This is a genomic window from Aeromonas sp. TW 6 (assembly GCF_013168745.1).
Lineage (GTDB): Bacteria > Pseudomonadota > Gammaproteobacteria > Enterobacterales > Aeromonadaceae > Aeromonas > Aeromonas caviae.
In genome coordinates this window covers 1-18,170 of record NZ_JABERS010000047.1, presented here as the reverse complement: position 1 = coordinate 18,170, position 18,170 = coordinate 1, and the positions used below count along the sequence as shown (strand labels likewise).

The 18,170-nt window shown below is 64.5% G+C and carries 5 protein-coding genes; 4 read left to right on the top strand and 1 reads right to left on the bottom strand.

Annotated features, from left to right (window positions below; all coding sequences use genetic code 11):
* The first annotated feature begins 90 nt into the window (after positions 1-90).
* The 4 genes from glpA to glpC are packed head-to-tail and all read left to right on the top strand — an operon-like array spanning position 91 to position 4,430.
* Positions 91-1,770, top strand: a complete 1,680-nt coding sequence (gene glpA / locus HKD46_RS17825) for an anaerobic glycerol-3-phosphate dehydrogenase subunit A (protein WP_043155898.1) — start codon at positions 91-93, stop codon at positions 1,768-1,770.
* Positions 1,760-3,037, top strand: coding sequence for a glycerol-3-phosphate dehydrogenase subunit GlpB (gene glpB, locus HKD46_RS17820; protein WP_043155899.1), 1,278 nt, complete (start codon positions 1,760-1,762; stop codon positions 3,035-3,037). Before glpA ends, glpB begins: the two co-directional genes overlap by 11 nt.
* Before the next feature lies 1 nt (position 3,038).
* Positions 3,039-3,176, top strand: coding sequence for a hypothetical protein (locus HKD46_RS17815; protein WP_171865753.1), 138 nt, complete (start codon positions 3,039-3,041; stop codon positions 3,174-3,176).
* 51 nt (positions 3,177-3,227) lie between these two features.
* Positions 3,228-4,430: an anaerobic glycerol-3-phosphate dehydrogenase subunit GlpC gene (gene glpC, locus HKD46_RS17810; RefSeq protein ID WP_161469888.1), complete on the top strand. Its 1,203-nt coding sequence runs from the start codon at positions 3,228-3,230 to the stop codon at positions 4,428-4,430.
* Between the two features lie 317 nt (positions 4,431-4,747).
* Here glpC and HKD46_RS17805 read toward each other — a convergent pair whose 3' ends face one another.
* Positions 4,748-17,977, bottom strand: a complete 13,230-nt coding sequence (locus HKD46_RS17805) for a retention module-containing protein (protein ID WP_171865752.1) — start codon at positions 17,975-17,977, stop codon at positions 4,748-4,750.
* Positions 17,978-18,170 lie beyond the last annotated feature (193 nt).

The following is an 18,170-nucleotide window of genomic DNA, read 5'->3' as shown; positions in this document are numbered from 1 at the left end:
GTTTACGAACATTAATTTGGCCCATATCAAACATTTTACGTCGTGGAGGCGCCACACTGGCCTCATCTGGAAGAGATGAGACGGGCACGAATGAAAAGAATCACCACACAAGTCGTCATCATAGGGGGGGGCGCCACCGGCGCCGGCATCATGCGCGATTGCGCGCTGCGCGGCATCGACTGCATCCTGCTTGAGCGGGACGACATCGCCGCCGGCACCACGGGCCGCAACCATGGCCTGCTCCACTCCGGCGCCCGCTACGCGGTGACGGATCAGGAGTCCGCCCGCGAATGCATTCAGGAGAACCGCATCCTCAAGCGGATCGCCAGCCACTGCGTCGAGGACACCGGCGGCCTCTTCATCACCCTGCCGGAAGATGACATCCATTTTCAAAATACCTTCATGGACGCCTGCGCCCTGGCAGGCATCGACGCCCGCCAGCTGGATCCCGCCGAGGCGCTGCGCCTTGAACCCAACGTCAACCCGGCGCTGATCGGTGCCATCCAGGTGCCGGACGGCACGGTCGACCCCTTCCGCCTGGCCGCTGCCAACGTGCTGGACGCCAAGGAGCACGGCGCCCGCATCTTCACCCACAGCAAGGTGCTGGGGCTTTTGCGCACCCAGGATAGGGTGCACGGGGTCAAGGCCATCAACACCCGCACCGGCGAAGCGTTCGAGGTGGAGTGCCAGGAGGTGATCAACGCCGCCGGCATCTGGGGCCAGCAGATCTGCGAGTATGCCGACCTCGGCATCCGCATGTTCCCGGCCAAGGGCTCATTGCTCATCATGGATTACCGCCTCAACCAGCTGGTGCTCAACCGCTGCCGCAAACCGGCGGACGCGGACATTCTGGTGCCGGGCGATACCATCTCCCTCATCGGCACCACGTCGAGTCGTATCGATTACCACAAGATTGACCAGCTCAGCGTCGAGCCCGAAGAGGTGGAGGTGCTGCTGCGCGAGGGGATAAAACTGGCCCCCATCATGGCCCGCACCCGATTGCTGCGGGCCTACGCCGGCGTTCGCCCTCTGGTGGCAGTGGATGGCGACGAGTCCGGCCGCAACATCAGCCGTGGCATCGTGCTGCTGGATCACGCCGAGCGAGATGGCCTCCAGGGTTTCAACACCATCACCGGCGGCAAGCTGATGACCTACCGGCTGATGGCCGAATGGGCCACCGACTTGCTTGCCAAAAAGCTTGGCAACAGCAAGCCCTGCCGCACCGCCGAGCTGAGCCTGCCCGGCTCGCGGGATCCGGAGAAGGTCTCCGCCCCCGGCCTCTCGGTACCCGCCGAAGGCTCGGCCCAGTACCGCCACGGCGAGCGGGTCATCGCCTTTTTCCGCGACAACCCCAAGGCCAACGCCCTCATCTGCGAGTGCGAGATGGTGACCGCGGGCGAGATTGAATACGCCCTGCGGGAGCTCGACGTGGACAACCTGGTGGACTTGCGCCGCCGCACCCGCCTGGGTATGGGCCCCTGTCAGGGGGAGCTGTGCGCCTACCGCGCCGCCGGCCTGATGCAGGAGTACGGCAAGGCGGACGGTCGTCAGGCCTGCGTCATGCTGCGCCAGTTCCTGGAGGAGCGCTACAAGGGCACCCGGCCCGTGCTCTGGGGCGATGCCCTGCGGGAAGCGGAATTTACCTACTGGATCTACGAAGGGCTGTTCGGCCTTGGCGAGTGGACGGCCCCCCACCTGGTGAGCGAGCCCCCCTTCCCGCTCGATGCCAGCACCGCCAATTCCACCAAGGAGCGCAGCCATGAAATTTGACAGCATCGTGATCGGCGGCGGCATGGCGGGCCTCTCGGCAGCCCTGCGCCTCGCCGAGGCCGGCCAGAAGACCCTGCTGATGGCTTCCGGCCAAAGCGCCCTGCACTTCTCCTCCGGCTCGGTGGATCTGCTGGAGAGCGACGGGGATCCCCGCGCCGCCCTGCCCGCCTTCATGGCGGCCCATCCGGATCACCCTTACAGCAAGGTGGGGATGCAGAATATCGAGGGGAGTCTGGCCGACCTGCAACGCCACTGCGCAGAAGAGGGGCTACCCTTGATGCGCCAGGAGCACAACCACCAGCGGCTGACCCCCATCGGCACCCTGAAATCCACCTGGCTCTCCCCAGACACTTGCGCCTGCATGACCGATGCCCCCGCCCCGGACGCCATCCTGCTCGCCACCCTGGAAGGGTTTCGCGATTTTCACCCGGCGCTCGCGGCGGCGAATCTCGCGACCCACGCCCGTTTTGCCCACAGCCGCATCCTGACCGGGGAAATTCGCCTGCCCCAGCTCGCCCAGTTCAGCCGCAATCCCCACGAGTTTCGCTCCGCCGACATCGCCCGCCTGTTCGACAAGCAGGGGCCTGGCCAGCAGGACCTGCTGGCGGATCTGGCCCGCGAGATCAGCCGCATGGTGCAGGGATGCGGCGTGCCCGGCTGTCGCCATATCGTGCTGCCCGCCTGCCTGTCGCTGGGGCTGGTCGGCCCGCGTCTGAGCGAGCTGGAACGGCGCACCGGCTGCACCATCAAGGAGGTGGCCACCATGCCGCCGTCCCTCATCGGCATGCGGATGCAGGAGGCCCTCAAGCGCCGCTTCATGACCCTTGGCGGCACCTTCCTCACCAGCGAGCGGGTGCTGGGCGCCCGCTATGACGGCGACAAGGTGATCGGGGTGCACAGCCAGCACGGGGAGGATCAGCTGTTCGAGGCGGACCACTTCGTGCTCGCCTCCGGCAGCTTCTTCAGCCGCGGGCTGGAGTCGCGCCTCGGGGGCATTCGTGAACCCATCTTCGATGCCGACGTACTGAGCCTTGCCGAGCGCGACACCTGGGCCGGCCGCCGCCTGTTCGACCACCATCCCTTCATGGGCTTCGGGGTCAAGACCGACGAGCGGCTGCGGGTGCTGCGCGGCGGCAGGCCCCTCACCAACCTTTACGGCGCCGGCAGCGTGCTCGCGCACTATGACCCCATTAAAGAAGGTTCCGGCTCCGGCGTGGCCGTTGCCACCGGCTGGCAAGCCGCTGGCCATATTCTGGCGGAGGGCTGAGATGAATCACATATTATCACTCCAACGACACGGCGTGCTGGCCCACGACGATGCCCAATCCATGGAGGGCTCTGGCTCAGGTGTCGCGGTCGCCACCGGCTGGCAGGCCGCCGGTCACATTTTGAGTTCAGCCCGATGATGATTTCGCCCCATATCCCGTGCCTTCACACCCAACGGGAGGAGAACTGACATGCTACTGGATCATGCCAACCAGACTTTCGATCAGTGCATCAAATGCACCGTCTGTACCGCCTACTGCCCGGTGGCCAAGGCCAACCCGGCCTACCCCGGCCCCAAGCAGGCGGGCCCGGATGGGGAGCGGCTGCGCATCAAGAGTCCCGAGCTCTTTGACAGCGCCCTCAAGTACTGCACCAACTGCAAGCGCTGCGAAGTGGCCTGCCCGAGCGGGGTGCGCATCGGCGACATCATCGCCAAGGCCAAGCACCAGTACAGCGGCTTCAAACCGGGGATCCGCGAGTTCGTGCTCTCCCACACGGATCTCATGGGCAGCATGTCCACCCTGATGGCCCCGGTGGTCAACTTCACCACCGGCCTCAAGCCGATGAAGCAGGTGCTGGACAAGGCGCTGGGAGTCTCCTCCCACCGGGACTTGCCCAAATACTCACAAGGCACCTTCCGCGGCTGGTACAAGAAGCAGAAAACGACTCAGGCCCGCTTTGCGCGCCAGATCGCCTACTTCCACGGCTGTTATGTGAACTACAACCACCCCCAGCTCGGCAAGGAGCTGGTGCAGGTGCTCAACGCCATGAACATCGGTGTCCAGCTGCTTGCGCGGGAGAAGTGCTGCGGCGTGCCGCTGATTGCCAACGGCTTCATGGACAAGGCCAGGCGGCAGGCGGCCTTCAATATCCAGCAGCTGGAGAACACCCTGCTCGGCAACGAGATGCCGCTCTTGGCCACCTCCTCCACCTGCGGCTTCACCCTGCGCGACGAATATCCCCACCTGCTGGAGCAGGACAACCACAAGGTGCGGGATCGCATCTCCCTGGTGACCCGCTTCCTGTGGAACGAGTTCGATCGGGGCAACAAACCGGCCATGAAGCCCCTCAATCTGCACATCGCCTACCACACCCCCTGCCACCTGGAGAAGATGGGGGGCGTCATCTACACCCTCGAGCTGCTGCGGGCCATCCCCGGCGTCAAGGTGACGGTGCTGGACTCCCAGTGCTGCGGCATCGCCGGCACCTACGGCTTCAAGTCCGAGAACTACGACACCAGCCAGGCCATCGGCCAGGGGCTGTTTGATCAGATAAACCGGCTCAAGCCCGATCTGGTCATCACCGACTGCGAGACCTGCAAGTGGCAGATCGAGATGAGCACGCCGTTTCGCTGCGAACACCCGGTGCACCTGCTGGCACGGGCGCTGGCCTGACCGCCATCCCCCCGGTCCGCCCATCATCCCGGGCACCGGCTTGGAAGCGACACTCCCCGGTCAATGCCTGCGCCCCCTCTGGCCCGGCATTGACCGGGATCGGCGCGGCAAGGCCCTGACGCCGCCCGGGCAGCCCGATGGGAGGCCCGGGCGGCGAATTCCTTTGGTTGTTTGAACCACCCACACAGTAAAAAGCAGCAACAACACCCACTCTGTTAAAAACCATCTCCCATTACCACCACCAGGAAATATCAAGCCAGCATATTCAGCCAAAAAAAGAGCCGGCATTCGCCGGCTCTTTGCATCATCTCACCCCATCAGGGGTGCTGGATGATCAGGCTGTGCTGATCCAGCATGGATTGCAGGATGTCGTGAGAGGAGGAGCCGCTCAGGTTCCAGCCACTCAGATCCACGTCCTTCAGGGTGATCTGCTGGGTGACATTGCCATCCCCCGCCGGGGAGACCGACAGGCTCACGTCACTCAGGCCGTTGCCGGTGCTGGTCACCGATGCCTGGAGATGACCCAGCAGGCCATCCACGCTGCTGTCGGTCACCCCCTTGAGCAGGTCCGCCAGATCGATCCTGTCCCCCTCCTGAGGACGGAAGTCGGTGATGGTGTCTATCGCCGGAGAGGCCGTCGTCCCCTCGTCACCACTGCCCCACACGAAGAGATCGCTGCCGGCGCCACCGGTCAGGATGTCATTGCCCTGACCGCCCCGCAGCACATCATCTCCCATGCCGCCCAGGAGGCGATCATTGCCGGAGGAGCCAAACAGCCAGTCCCCCTGATCCGAGCCCAGCAGATCGTGACCGCTCTGGCTGTGGATGGTGATGGTCTCCGTGGCCGAGCTCAGGGTGCCGCCACCCAGGCTGGATTCGGCACTCAGGGTGAGGGCATGATCCCCCGCCGGCAGATCCTTGAGGTAGATGGGCACGGACTGGTCCATCGGCAGCAACCAGTCGTTGCCATCCGCGTGGCCGACGCTCTGGCCGTGCTCGTCCACCACCTGGGCGCTGCCGAGGTTCTGGATCCGCACCGACAGCTCACCCGGGGCCGGATTGACCACGCTGGCGCTGAGGTTGAGCGGCACCCAGGCCCCTTGCAACGCAAGGATATCGTGGGTGCCGACCCCCAATTGGGGATCGTCCGGCTCGGCCGTCACCTGGATGGCAATCTGGGCGCTGTCGGTCAGGACGCCACCGGCACCGGTATTGCCCTGATCCGAGGTGGTGATGCTCAGGTTGTCCTGACCCCAGAAGTCCCTGGCTGGCTCGTAGTGCAGGTTGCCTGCCAACAGACCGTTGAGATCATCGAGCGACCCGACCAGGGTCACCACGCTGGTCCCCGCCCCCTGCACCGAGACGGCGCCTGCCGCCCCCAGCAGGGTCAGCACACCGTGCTCCACCCGCAGCACCATGGAGATGGGCGCACTGCCCGCATCCACGTCCTTCACGCTGATCCCGGTGAGCGACAGGGAGCCATCCTCTTTCACCTGCAATGAGCCCGGCACCTGGGTGACAGGGGCATCATTGACTGGCTCGACCTCGATGGGCAGCACGTCGGTATCGCTCAGGGGGCCACCGCTGCCGGTGTTGCCAAGATCATTGGTCACCATGGTCAGGGCATCCTGGCCATTGAAGTCCTGCTCGCCCTGATAGGTCACGCCCCCTGCGAGCAAGGCATTGATGGCATCCTGGGAACCGCTCAGCACCAGGGTGTTGCTGCCGCTGCCGCTCACCGTCACGCCACTGCCCGCCGCCAGTTCCAGGGTACCGTGCAGCACGGAGAGGGTGACAGAGAGGGGGCTGTTGCCCGCATCCACATCGCTCACCTGCAGCCCGTGAATGGTGAAGGGCTGATCTTCCTGCGCCACCTGGGGCGTCGTCGGCAGCTGGTTTACGGGGGCATCGTTGACCGGTTGTACCAGGATGGGCAGCACATCGGTGTCACTCAGGGCGCCACCGCTGCCGGTATTGCCCCTATCGTCCGTCACCATGGTCAAGGCGTCATTGCCATGGAAGTCCGGGTCGCCCTGATAGGTGACGCCGCCCGAGAGCAGGGCATTGAGATCCGCCAGGGTGCCGGTCAGCACCACATCGCCGGTGCCGTTGCCGGTCAGGGTCACGCCGCTCCCGGCCGACAGGGTCAGGGTGCCGTGCTCCACCGAGAGGCGCACTTCCATGATGCCGTTGCCCGCATCCACGTCCTTGACCTGCAGACCCTGGATGACGAACGGCTCGTCCTCCTGGGCCACCTGGGGATCATCGGGCAGCACGTTGACGGGGGCGTCGTTGACCGGGCTCACATCGAGATGGATGGTGCCGTTCACTTCGGGGCCGAGGGCGCCGTTGTCCAGGCTCTGGGCCGTCACCTTGATCGCCATGGCGCCGTTGGCGTCGTTGGTCACGAGCTCCACCGCGTCGAGCTTGCCGCCGTCCGTGGTGACCTGCCAGCGGCCACCGCCGAGATCCACTACGGTGCCGCTCACCCCGCTCGGCAGGCGGATTTCTGCCCCGTCCGGCACCCCTTCCAGGGTGACGCGCACCTGCTCGGGCCCGTTCTCGTGCACATTGCCGGCATTGCCGCCGGTAGCCTGGGTATCCCGGGTCTCCACCCCCAGGTTCAGGGTGATCACATCCCCTTCGGTGCCGCTCGCCTGCTCCTGCATGTCAGTGATGACCGCATCCCCCACCGGATTGACGGTGACGGTGAAGCCCGCACTGGTTTCAAGGGGCAGGGTCAGCCCCTTGTCCAGGGTGAAGGCGCTCAGGGTCAGACTCACGGTGCCGCTGAAGTCCGCAGGCGGGATCAGGGTCAGCTTGGAGAAGTCGGTGCCCACAGGCACCTGCCACACCCCACCGCCGTTGTTGACCGCCGGGGCGGACAGGGTGAAGCCATCCGGCACCCCCTTGATCTGCAGCCCGACGATCTGCTCGGAGCCATCGTTGTCGATGAGGCTGGCCCCCAGCCCCCCCAGGCTCACGCTGCCATCTTCCTGGCCCGTGACGTTCTGGACCGTGAGGTTGGCCGGATCGTTCACCGGCAGCACCTCGAAGCTCACGTTGCCGCTCCAGCTCCCCCGATCCGTGCCCGTGGTGGCGGTATCGAGAATATCCACCGTCACCGCCAGCGGCACCTTGCCGCTGAAGTGCTCCTTGGGCACGAACACCAGATCCTTGAGATCCGCCGGGTTGTTCACCGTGAGGGTGGAAACCGGCTGGCCGTTCTTGTCGAGGAAGTGACCATATTGGGGATCCACGGTCACGACCACCTGCTCCACGGTCTCGAGACCGCCATCGGCCACCGAGGGGCTGATGTCGGCGAGCTTGACCGAGAGATCGAGATGAATGTCGGTGTCTTCCAGGTTGTCAGGCTGACCGTCGCCGTTTACGTCCTTCACGTTCAGTTGCAGCTCGGGCAGGCCGTCCGCCCCGCCGTTGATGTCCACCTCCGGGGTGATGGAGAGGGTGACGTCCTTCTCCACCATCTTGGTGTCACCGCTCACGGTGTCGGTGTTGACCAGGCGCACATTGAAGTGCAGGCCGTCACCGGCATAGTCTTGCGGCAGGGTCAGGGTCAGGCGGTCGAGATCATCGAGGCCGCCCGGCAACTTGATGAGGTACTCGCCGTTGACGAAGTCATAGGTGAGCCCCTGTACGTTGACGCCCGGAGGGAGACCAGTGATGACGATGCTGAGCTCGTCGTCCCCGATGTCCGCCGTGCCCAGGGTCACCATCTGCTTGAGCTGGCTGCCGAAGTTGACGCCGTGATCCTCCACCCCGGTGATGGGGGTACTGTTGTCAAAATCGACATCGGCGGCCACCTGACCCGAGTGGGTCGCGCCATGGAAGTCGGCGCTGGCGGTGATCTCCCGATAGGCCGGGGCGCTCACATCCCCCTCGTTGTTGTCACCAAGGTCGACCACCCTGGCGCTCACCTTGAAGGTGACGGTGCCGGTGAAGCCATCCGGCGAGCGCAGGGCATAACTGCCGAGGGCGTCGTGGGGCACCGTCCAGTTGCCCTTGCCATCGTTGATGCCGCCCACCACCACGAAGCCGGGGGGCAGATCGCTGATCACCAGGTAGTCGATGACCTCATCGCTGCTGGGGTCCAGATCCTCGAACACGAAGACGCCGTCCAGCGGGATGTCGTGCCCGTCCGGGCTCTCCAGCTGACCGGTCTGCACCAGGTTGCCATCGGGCTCCACCACCGCCTGGATATCCACATGCAGGGTGCCGTCGATCACCTTCTGGGCAGTGGCGCTGGAGTCCACATCCACTTGTGTCACCGTGACATGGCTCTGGAGGGTGGTGTCCCTGTCGCTGTCCTCGGGCCCTTTCACCAGCAGCTGGCCACCGCCGAGCAGGCTTTGCAGCTCGGCGTCGCTCAAGTCCACGGCGCCGCCGCTCACGGTCAGCTGGGTCTCGACCCCGCCCACGCGGATCCAGACTTCATACCCGGGTTCAATCCCGGAGAGGCTGAGGTGGGTCACCTTCTCGGCGCTGTCGGTCAGATCAGGTTGCCAGTCGAGGACGGTGAACTGATCCTCCAGGCCATGGCTGGTCTTGGCATAGTCGGTGGCGTCGATGGCCGGCTCCACCTTGATGGTGAGGGGCACGTCGAAACTCTTGTGATCGCCGTCATTCTCGGTCACCACCACGTGGCCGACCAGGTGCAGATCGGCGGTGCTGTTGGGGGGTGGCTGGATCTGCAGGTTGCCAAGGCTGGTCACATCCACCTGATAGAGAGGATTGCCCTTGCCATCGAGCCCGGCGAAGGTCAGGGTCAGCTCCTTGCCACTGCCGTCGAATACCTTGGCCCCTTCCGGCAGCCCTTCCAGCACCAGGTTGAGGGTTTCCGAGTGATCGAGCGGGGTATCCGTCCACTCCCCCGAGGTGAGCTTGAAGTCCAGCGGTGCCCGGCCATCCTCCTGGATGGTGATGCTGTAGCCGTTGCCATCCTGGGTCCAGTCGGTGGTATTGAGATCGAAATGGGGTTCATCCACCACCCCCACCAGATCCACGTGCAGGCTCTGGCTGCCGGTCTCCTTCTCGTTGACCACGGTGTGGGTCTGGCCGCTGGCATCGGTCAGGATGGCGGTGTCCTTCACCACCCCCTTGATGGTGAGATCGAAATCGACGTTGCTGTTTTTGGGCGGCAGCAGCTTGAGGTCATTGATGCGGCCATAGGGCACCTCGTAATAGCCGTTGGCATCCTGGGTGACCGCCACCCCACCCAGCAGCAGGGTGGCACCGGCGGGCAGGCCGCTGATGCGCACGAACAGCTGCTCGGAGCCATCTGTGGTGTCTCCCAGATGGGCGAGCCCAATCTTGCTGCCCAGATCGATCAGGGTATCTTCCTTGCCCTGGATCTCGCGCACCGTCAGCTTGGCGTCGTCCGCCAGCGGGTTCACGTTGACAATCACCTCCAGCGGATCGCCGAGGGCCGTCTCCTTGCCGGTCACCACCGGGGTCTTCTCGGTGCTCACCGGGGTCACAATGAGCTTGATGTCACCGCTGTAGTCCTTGCCGGGCACCACCGTCACCTTGTTGATGTCGCCACCGGCCACCGTATAGAGGCCGTTCGCCCCCGGGGTGAGCACCTTGCCGTTCAGGGTCAGCGAGCCCTGGCCGGACGCCCATTTGATCTGGTAGCTCAGGGTCTCGGAGCCGTCCGTATCGGTGAGACCCGCCTTGACGTTGAGGGCGATGCCGCTGCTGTCCTCGTCCGTGGTGTAGTGCTGGTGCGTGCTGCCCGCATCCCACAGGGGTTTGTCGGCAATGCCCTGCACCGTGATGTCCAGATTGCCGGTCAGCACCGGGGGCTTGCTCCCCTCGGTGACCCCCACCTGCAACTGCACCGGGAAGCGCAGCGCAGCACCTCCGTTGTTGTAGCTCGAGTAGTCGTGGTTCGGCACAAAGGTGACACCGGTGAGCTGGAACTTGTCATCGGTGTTGGCCACCGCCACCATGGCCGCGGGCGGCACCTCATACCAGGTCTTGCCCCCCTGGGTGATGGTGGTCAGTGCGACGCCGTTGAAATAGAAGGTGCCCTGGGCGTTGGCTGGCGCCTGGATAAGCAACTGCTCCACATGCTCGCCCCGATCGAAATCCCCCACATCCAGGTTCATGGTGATGGGGATCCCCTGGCCCGAATCGCTCGCCCCCGCATCCTCCTGGCCAGTGACTGCGCTCACGGTGAGCTTGCCAGCCTCGTCCCGGATGGTCAGGGTCAGAAGACCGTCGTCGGTATCTCCGTCGCCATCCACCAGGTGGAAGCCTATCTGCTGTACCAGGGTGCTGTTGCTGTGATCGATGCCTGATTTGGCGGTGAAGCTGTAGTCACCCTCGGCATTGATCACCAGGGTGCCGATGATCTGCCCCGTGCTGTCTGTCACCGAGATGGTGGTGTTGCCCGTGGCGGCGATGGGGTGCTCGGTGCCATTGATGGTCACCGCTCTCACCACCGCATCATCCGCCCCCTCGCTGGCAGTGGCCAGCAGATCGCCGGTCACTTTCGCCCCTTCATTCAGGGTCTTGCTCGCGTCCACGGCCACGGGTACGTCATCCTGCACGCTCACATGACCGATCACTTCGGCACTCAGATCCCCGTCACTGTCCCGTGCCTGCAACGGCAGCTGGATATCCAGCAGATCCTTGCCCTGGACGCTGTGATCCAGATTGCCGGTCAGCTCGAAGGTGTAGCGGCCGGACACATCCAGGGTCAGCTTGAAGATGAGCTTGCCTGCGCTGTCCTTGCCAAGGTAGACACCCGGCTGGCTGTCTGCCCCTATGGTGACCGCCTTGCCCCCCGACGTCAGGGTATTGAGGGCGTTGAAGCGGGCTACATCCAGTTGCAGGGAAACCACCCGGTCACTCCCGGCGGCGATCGTCACCTGGCCGATGGCAACCTCTCCCGTGCCTGACGGGCTGGTACCCCCATGCTGGCCACTGCCCCCGTTGAGGTCCGACTCCTTGACGGTCACCCCCTCGATGGCGGTGATCACGGGATCCGCCGCATCGGTGATCACCGCCGTGGTGCTGCCGATGATCTCCGAGCCATCGCTGTCGGTCACCTTTACCGGCAGGCTCAGGTTGAGCTTGTCATCCGCCCCGTGATCCAGGTTGGTGTGTACCGTCACCTGGTAATCGAGGGTTGCCTGGGTGTGGGCTTCGATGCGCCCCGGCACGCTCGGCAGGGTCACCGTCAGCACCAGGGTACCGCTCGCAGTCACTGCCTGGAAGCTGTGGCCGTTGCTGCCCGCCACCTCTTGCCAGGTGAGGGTCTCACCGTTGTGGGTGATGGCCTTGCCACTCCCATCCACGACTTGGCCCGAGAGGGTCAGCCGCACGTCCACCACGGGATCGGAGTCCGCCGTGATGGTCAGGGTGCCGGTGGCATGCTGATCATCGCTGGTCTGGTTGTTGGCGGCGCCATCGAAGCGTCCCTCGCTCAGGGTCACGCCGGTCAGAGTGAGGATCGGGTTGGCCCCTTCCGAAATGCGGATGTTGAGGGTACCCGTGGTGCTGTCGTTGTTGCCCGCCCCCTTGTCGCTGTCGACAATATTGAGCTTGAACGGCAGGTCGGTAGCGTTGCCGCCGCTCTGGTGAACCCCCTCGAACAGGGTCACCTTGTAGTCAAAACCGTTGCTGGCGGCGTTGTCCAGCTTGCCCACCAGTTCGACCTGAAGCACCTCGACGCGCTGGCCATTGACTTCCACATAGCCCTTCAGCACCTGGTTGCCCGGGATGCTGGCATCGCCGTCGACCAGCTCGTATTTGACGCTCTGGCCCAACGCAGTCAGGGCCGGCTGCTCGCTGATGTCGGCAAACGACACCTCGCTCACCCGATCCGAGCCCGCATTGACCTGGAAGTGGCCGGTGCCGGTCAGAGTATTGCTGCCGTCGAGCCCACGCTCATCCAGGCTCACTCCGCTGCCCGCCACGAAGTGCGGCGCATGGCCGTCCTTGATGGTGAGCGGCAAGTCGGTGGAGACCCTGTCCCCATCCTTGTCGGTCAGGGTGACGGTGAGCGGCAGGTCGAGGGATTCGCTGCCCTGGTGATCCAGCTCGGCCCCCAGGGTCACCTTGGCGGTGACGCTCCAGTTGCCGTTGTTCTCAACGAGGCTCAGCTCGGCCCGCAGCACCTCGCGGCCGTCCGCGCTGGTCCCCACCAGCTCGCCGTTGGCATCCAGGGTGAAAGTCACCGGGCTGCCGTGGCTGCTGTACTTGCCATCCAGGCTCTGCTGAATGGCGGCGATATCGAATTTGAGGCTGCTCGTATCGAGTGCATCAGCCCCGTGGCTCACGGTGAAGCTCATGTGGCTCACCACATCCTTCGCCCCCTGGTTCGCCTCCGTCATCTCGGTGCCGGTCACGGCGCTGATGACCGGATTGGCCCCGTCGCCGATGGCAACGCTCAGGGTGGAGGAGACTTTATCTCCGTCACTGTCGGTCAGGGTGAAGCCCACCTTGAGCAGACTGTCTGCGCTCCCCTGATCCAGCGGCTGGTTCAGGGTGAAGATATAGTGACCGTTCTGATCCAGCGTCAACGTGAAGACGTTCTGGCCGTTGACGGCGCCGCTGATGCTGTTGCCGCTGATGGTGATGACCACGGGCTGGCCGCCGCTGGTGAGCCCCTGCAGGCCGGGCTGGCTGGCATCGAATGCGATATTGACCAGGGGATCGGCCCCGGCGGTGATGGCCAGATCCCCGGTGAGGGTCTGGGCCGCGCTCCAGTCGCTGTCCTCCACCAGGGTGAGGGAGACGGGGTCGACCTGGGGCAGCACGCCGTCGGTGATATGAATATTGAGGGTGCCAAGGTTGCTCTTGTCCCCGTCAAAGTCGGTGCCTTGCACCTGCAGCCCCAGGTTGACGCTGTTGGTGCTGACCGGTTGATCCAGCACGCCGTCGAGCACCACCTGGTACTTGCCATCCAGCCCCAGGGTCACGGTCAGAATGCTCTTGCCGCCCGCATCCAGCAGGGTGATGACGTTGCCGTTGACCTGATAGTGGGTCGGCTGGCCGCCGCTGGTGAGGCCATTCAGGCCGGGCTGGTTCGCCTCGAAGTTGAGCGACACGAGGCGATCACTGCCCACATTGACCGGCAACTGGCCATCCAGGCTCTGGCTGGCCCCGCCCTCCTGCAAGGTGACCCCGCTGTCGATGCCAAGATGAGGATCGGCCGCATCTGTGATCACCGCCGTGGTGCTGCCGGTGATCACACTGCCGTCGCTGTCGGTCACCTTGACCGGCAGGCTCAGGTTGAGCTTGTCATCCGCCCCGTGATCCAGGTTGGTGTGTACCGTCACCTGGTAATCGAGGGTTGCCTGGGTGTGGGCTTCGATGCGCCCCGGCACGCTCGGCAGGGTCACCGTCAGCACCAGGGTGCCGCTCGCAGTCACTGCCTGGAAGCCGTGGCCGTTGCTGCCCGGCACCTCCTGCCAGGTGAGCGTCTCGCCGTTGTGGGTGATGGCCTTGCCGCTCGCATCCAGCACCTGACCACTCAGGGTCAGCCGCACGTCCACCACGGGATCGGAATCCGCGGTGATGCTCAGGGTGCCGGTGGCATGCTGATCATCGCCGGTCTGGTTGTTGGCGGCACCGTCGAAGCGCCCCTCGCTCAGGGTCACACCGGTCAGGCTGAGGGTCGGGTTGGCCCCTTCCGAAATGCGGATGTTGAGGGTGCCCGTGGCGCTGTCGTTGTTGCCGCTGCCCTTGTCGCTGTCGACGATGTTGAGCTTGAACGGCAGGTCGGTCGCAGTGCCACCGCTCTGGTGAACCCCCTCGAACAGGGTCACCTTATAGTCAAAGCCGTTGCTGGCAGCGTTGTCCAGCTTGCCCACCAGTTCGACCTGAAGCACCTCGACGCGCTGGCCATTGACTTCCACATAGCCTTTCAGCACCTGGTTGCCCGGGATGCTGGCATCGCCGTCGACCAGCTCGTATTTGACGCTCTGGCCCAGGGCGGTCAGGGCCGGCTGCTCGCTGATGTCGGCAAACGACACCTCGCTCACCCGATCCGAGCCCGCATTGACCTGGAAGTGGCCGGTGCCGGTCAGAGTATTGCTGCCGTCGAGCCCACGCTCATCCAGGCTCACTCCGCTGCCCGCCACGAAGTGCGGCGCATGGCCATCCTTGATGGTGAGCGGCAAGTCGGTGGAGACCCTGTCCCCATCCTTGTCGGTCAGGGTGACGGTGAGCGGCAAGTCGAGGGATTCGCTGCCCTGGTGATCCAGCTCGGCCCCCAGAGTCACCTTGGCGGTGACGCTCCAGTTGCCGTTGCTCTCCACCAAATCCAGCTCGGCCCGCAGCACCTCGCGGCCGTCCGCGCTGGTCCCCACCAGCTCGCCGTTGGCGTCCAGGGTGAAGGTCACCGGGCTGCCGTGGCTGCTGTACTTGCCATCCAGGCTCTGCTGAATGGCGGCGATATCGAATTTGAGGCTGCTCGTATCGAGCGCATCAGCCCCGTGGCTCACGGTGAAGCTCATGTGGCTCACCACATCCTTCGCCCCCTGGTTCGCCTCCGTCATCTCGGTGCCGGTCACGGCGCTGATGACCGGATTGGCCCCGTCGCCGATGGCCACGCTCAGGGTGGAGGAGACTTTATCTCCGTCACTGTCGGTCAGGGTAAAGCCCGCCTTGAGCAGACTGTCTGCACTCCCCTGATCCAGCGGCTGGTTCAGGGTGAAGACGTAGTGACCGTTCTGATCCAGCGTCAACGTGAAGACGTTCTGGCCGTTGACGGCGCCGCTGATGCTGTTACCGCTGATGGTGATGACCACGAGCTGGCCGCCGCTGGTGAGCCCCTGCAGGCCGGGCTGGCTGGCATCGAATGCGATGTTGACCAGAGGGTCGGCCCCGGCGGTGATGGCCAGATCCCCGGTGAGGGTCTGGGCCGCGCTCCAGTCGCTGTCCTCCACCAGGGTGAGGGAGATGGGGTCGACCTGGGGCAGCACGCCGTCGGTGATATGGATATTGAGGGTGCCAAGGTTGCTCTTGTCCCCGTCAAAATCGGTGCCTTGCACCTGCAACCCCAGGTTGACGCTGTTGGTGCTGACCGGTTGATCCAGCACGCCGTCGAGCGCCACCTGGTACTTGCCATCCAGCCCCAGGGTCACGGTCAGAATGGTCTTGCCGCCCGCATCCAGCAGGGTGATGACGTTGCCGTTGACCTGATAGTGGGTCGGCTGGCCGCCGCTGGTGAGGCCATTCAGGCCGGGCTGGCTCGCCTCGAAGTTGAGCGACACCAGGCGATCGCTGCCCACGCTCACCGGCAGCTGGCCATCCAGGGTCTGGCCAGAGGCCCCTTCCTGCAAGGTGACCCCGCTGTCGATGCCAAGGCGGGGATCCACACCGTCACTGATGGAGACAACCAGATCGGCGCGGGTCTCGTCGCCATCTATCTCCTTGGCGGAAACGGTGAGCCCGAGGGAGAGCTGGTCGCTGCCCTGATGGTCCAGAGGCCCATTGAGGGAGACGGTGACATTGCCGTCGATATCACTGCCATGTTGGCTGGCGGTCAGCTCGGCCTTCAGCACCTCGACCCGCTTGCCATTGCCATCCAGGTAATAACCCGTCAGCAGGCGATCACCGGTGAATTCGAAGGTCAAGGCGTGGCCGTCGCTGCTGATACCGCTGCCGTTGAGACGGGCCAGGGTTGCACTCTGATCCGCGAAGACGGCACTTGTTGCCACCAAGGGATCGGACTGATGGCCCACCACGAACTGGCTCTGTCCCACCACCGCCGCCGGATTGGTGAAATCATCCTCCGTGAGGCTGATGGGGGCGATGGTGAAGTCCGGCGGTGTGCTGTCCACCAGGTTGACGGTGAGATTGGCGCTCACCCGATCCCCGTCGCTGTCGCGGTACTCCAGGGCAAAGGGCAGGCTCAGGCTATCCTGGCCGTGATCCAGGCTCTGGTTCCAGACGATGCGATAGCTGCCGTCGTTGGCCAGGGTCAGGGTGAAGACGGTCACGCCCCCTGCGCTGGCGGTGAAAGTCTGGCCGCTGACCTGGTAGGCGAGCGCCGTCCCGTGGCTGGTCAAGCCAAGCTGATTGAGGGCACCTTGATCGGCGGCAAAACTCACCTGCAGGTTGCCATCAAGCCCGGCTCCGGTGTGCAGGGATCCGGTGGCACTCACCGGTCCCTTGGCGAGATCCGCCTCGGAGAGGGTAAGCACGTCGCTCTGACCGATGAGAGGAGCCCCGTCGATCACCCGGTTGCCCGCCAGATCCGTCACCTCGGCGCGTACCTCGTAGGGGCCCTGGATGCTGGAGAGATCCAGGCCTCCCAGTTGCCAGCGGCCGTCACTGCCCACCAGGGCACTGCCGCTGAAGAGGGTCTGGCCATTCTGGCCAACCAGGGTGATGGTCACCCGCTGCCCCGCCTCCACGTCCGTGGTACTGCCGCTCAGGGTGACCTTGTCATGGCCGAGAATGCTGTCGGTATCGAGATCGTCGATGTCGATGGCGGCACGGGTATCCACCGTCACCGTCAGGGTGTCACTGGCCCGGTTGCCCGCGATGTCCACCGCATCGACGCGAAAATCATGGGGGCCATCGGCCAGGGTATCGGGGATCTGATATTGCCAGTTGCCGTTGCCATCCACGGTGAGCACGGCCATCACCTTGCCTTCCAGGGTCAGGGTAACGGTAGCGCCAGGCTCCCCCTTCCCTTGCAGAAGTGGTGTGGTGTCGCGGGTCAGATCATCGGTCTGGCTGGTGCCGGTGTCGCTCTCGTCCGCCAAATCCAGGGTAATGGTGGTGATGGTGTCGAGCAGGGTCTGGCCGGTGTCGCTGGCCCGGTTGCCGGCTGCATCCTGGGTATCGGCCTGGATGGTCAGGGGGCCGTCCACCAGCTTGCCGGTGACGTCGCCGAAGTTTGCCTCCCAGACGAAGCCGGGCAGCACCACTGTGGTGGTGGTCAGGCGATTGCCATCTTGGTCTATCAGGGTGACGGTGACGGTCTGGCCGACTTCCACGTCCTCGACAAAGCCGCGAATGATGACGCCGGTCGCCTCGTCGGCATTGATGATGTTGTCGTCGGTCTGGGGTTCTGTGATGGTGATGGCTGCCAGCAGATCCTGATCTTCGGCATAGAGCAACTCGTCGCCCGGCTGGCGCGCCTCATGGCCGGTGTCAAATCCCGCCTCGGCCAGGGTCGCATCATTGATACGATCCACCACCACGAAACCGCCGGCGCTGGAGCCGGCCACACCGCCAACCGTAGCGGCCGCCGCGTTACCGGCCGCGGTCTCCTCAAACAATTTGGTCGGGTCTGCCCCCTGGCGGATCGCCTCCTGGAGGCTCGCCAGCTCGGCATCGACACCGGCGGGCAGTGCCGCCTCGGGCTGGGTGGGCTCGGGGCGTTCGCTGCCAGCCTCCGCCAGCTCCACCTGTCCGTCGGATTCGGTGAGCAGGCGCATCCCGGGCTCCAGTTGCATGCCAGGGGTCGCACGGCGCAAAGAGCCGTCCGCATCCATCACAAACACAGCGCCCTCCACCTTGGCAATAAGAGTCGGTTTATCGATTCGCAGCTCGGCCATATATCCTCCAACGGGTAAACACAGACTTCCCAGCACATGAAGCGTAAAGGGAAAGTCTCCGTGACAGGCGTAATGCCGATCAGTTAAGGATCCATTGACCGATCCTCAGGCTGTGTAAGAATCCGAAACTCCTTGTTGGGTTTCGGATTTTTTTATGCGTATCGACCAAGCTCTCGACTTCATTCACGCCTGT

What these genes read in the sequence shown, in the direction of transcription:
- glpA (WP_043155898.1), top strand. Translation starts at nt 91, where the DNA reads ATGAAAAGAATCACCACACAAGTCGTCATCATAGGGGGGGGCGCCACC.
- HKD46_RS17815 (WP_171865753.1), top strand. Translation starts at nt 3,039, where the DNA reads ATGAATCACATATTATCACTCCAACGACACGGCGTGCTGGCCCACGAC.
- glpB (WP_043155899.1), top strand. Translation starts at nt 1,760, where the DNA reads ATGAAATTTGACAGCATCGTGATCGGCGGCGGCATGGCGGGCCTCTCG.
- glpC (WP_161469888.1), top strand. Translation starts at nt 3,228, where the DNA reads ATGCTACTGGATCATGCCAACCAGACTTTCGATCAGTGCATCAAATGC.
- HKD46_RS17805 (WP_171865752.1), bottom strand. Translation starts at nt 17,977, where the DNA reads ATGGCCGAGCTGCGAATCGATAAACCGACTCTTATTGCCAAGGTGGAG.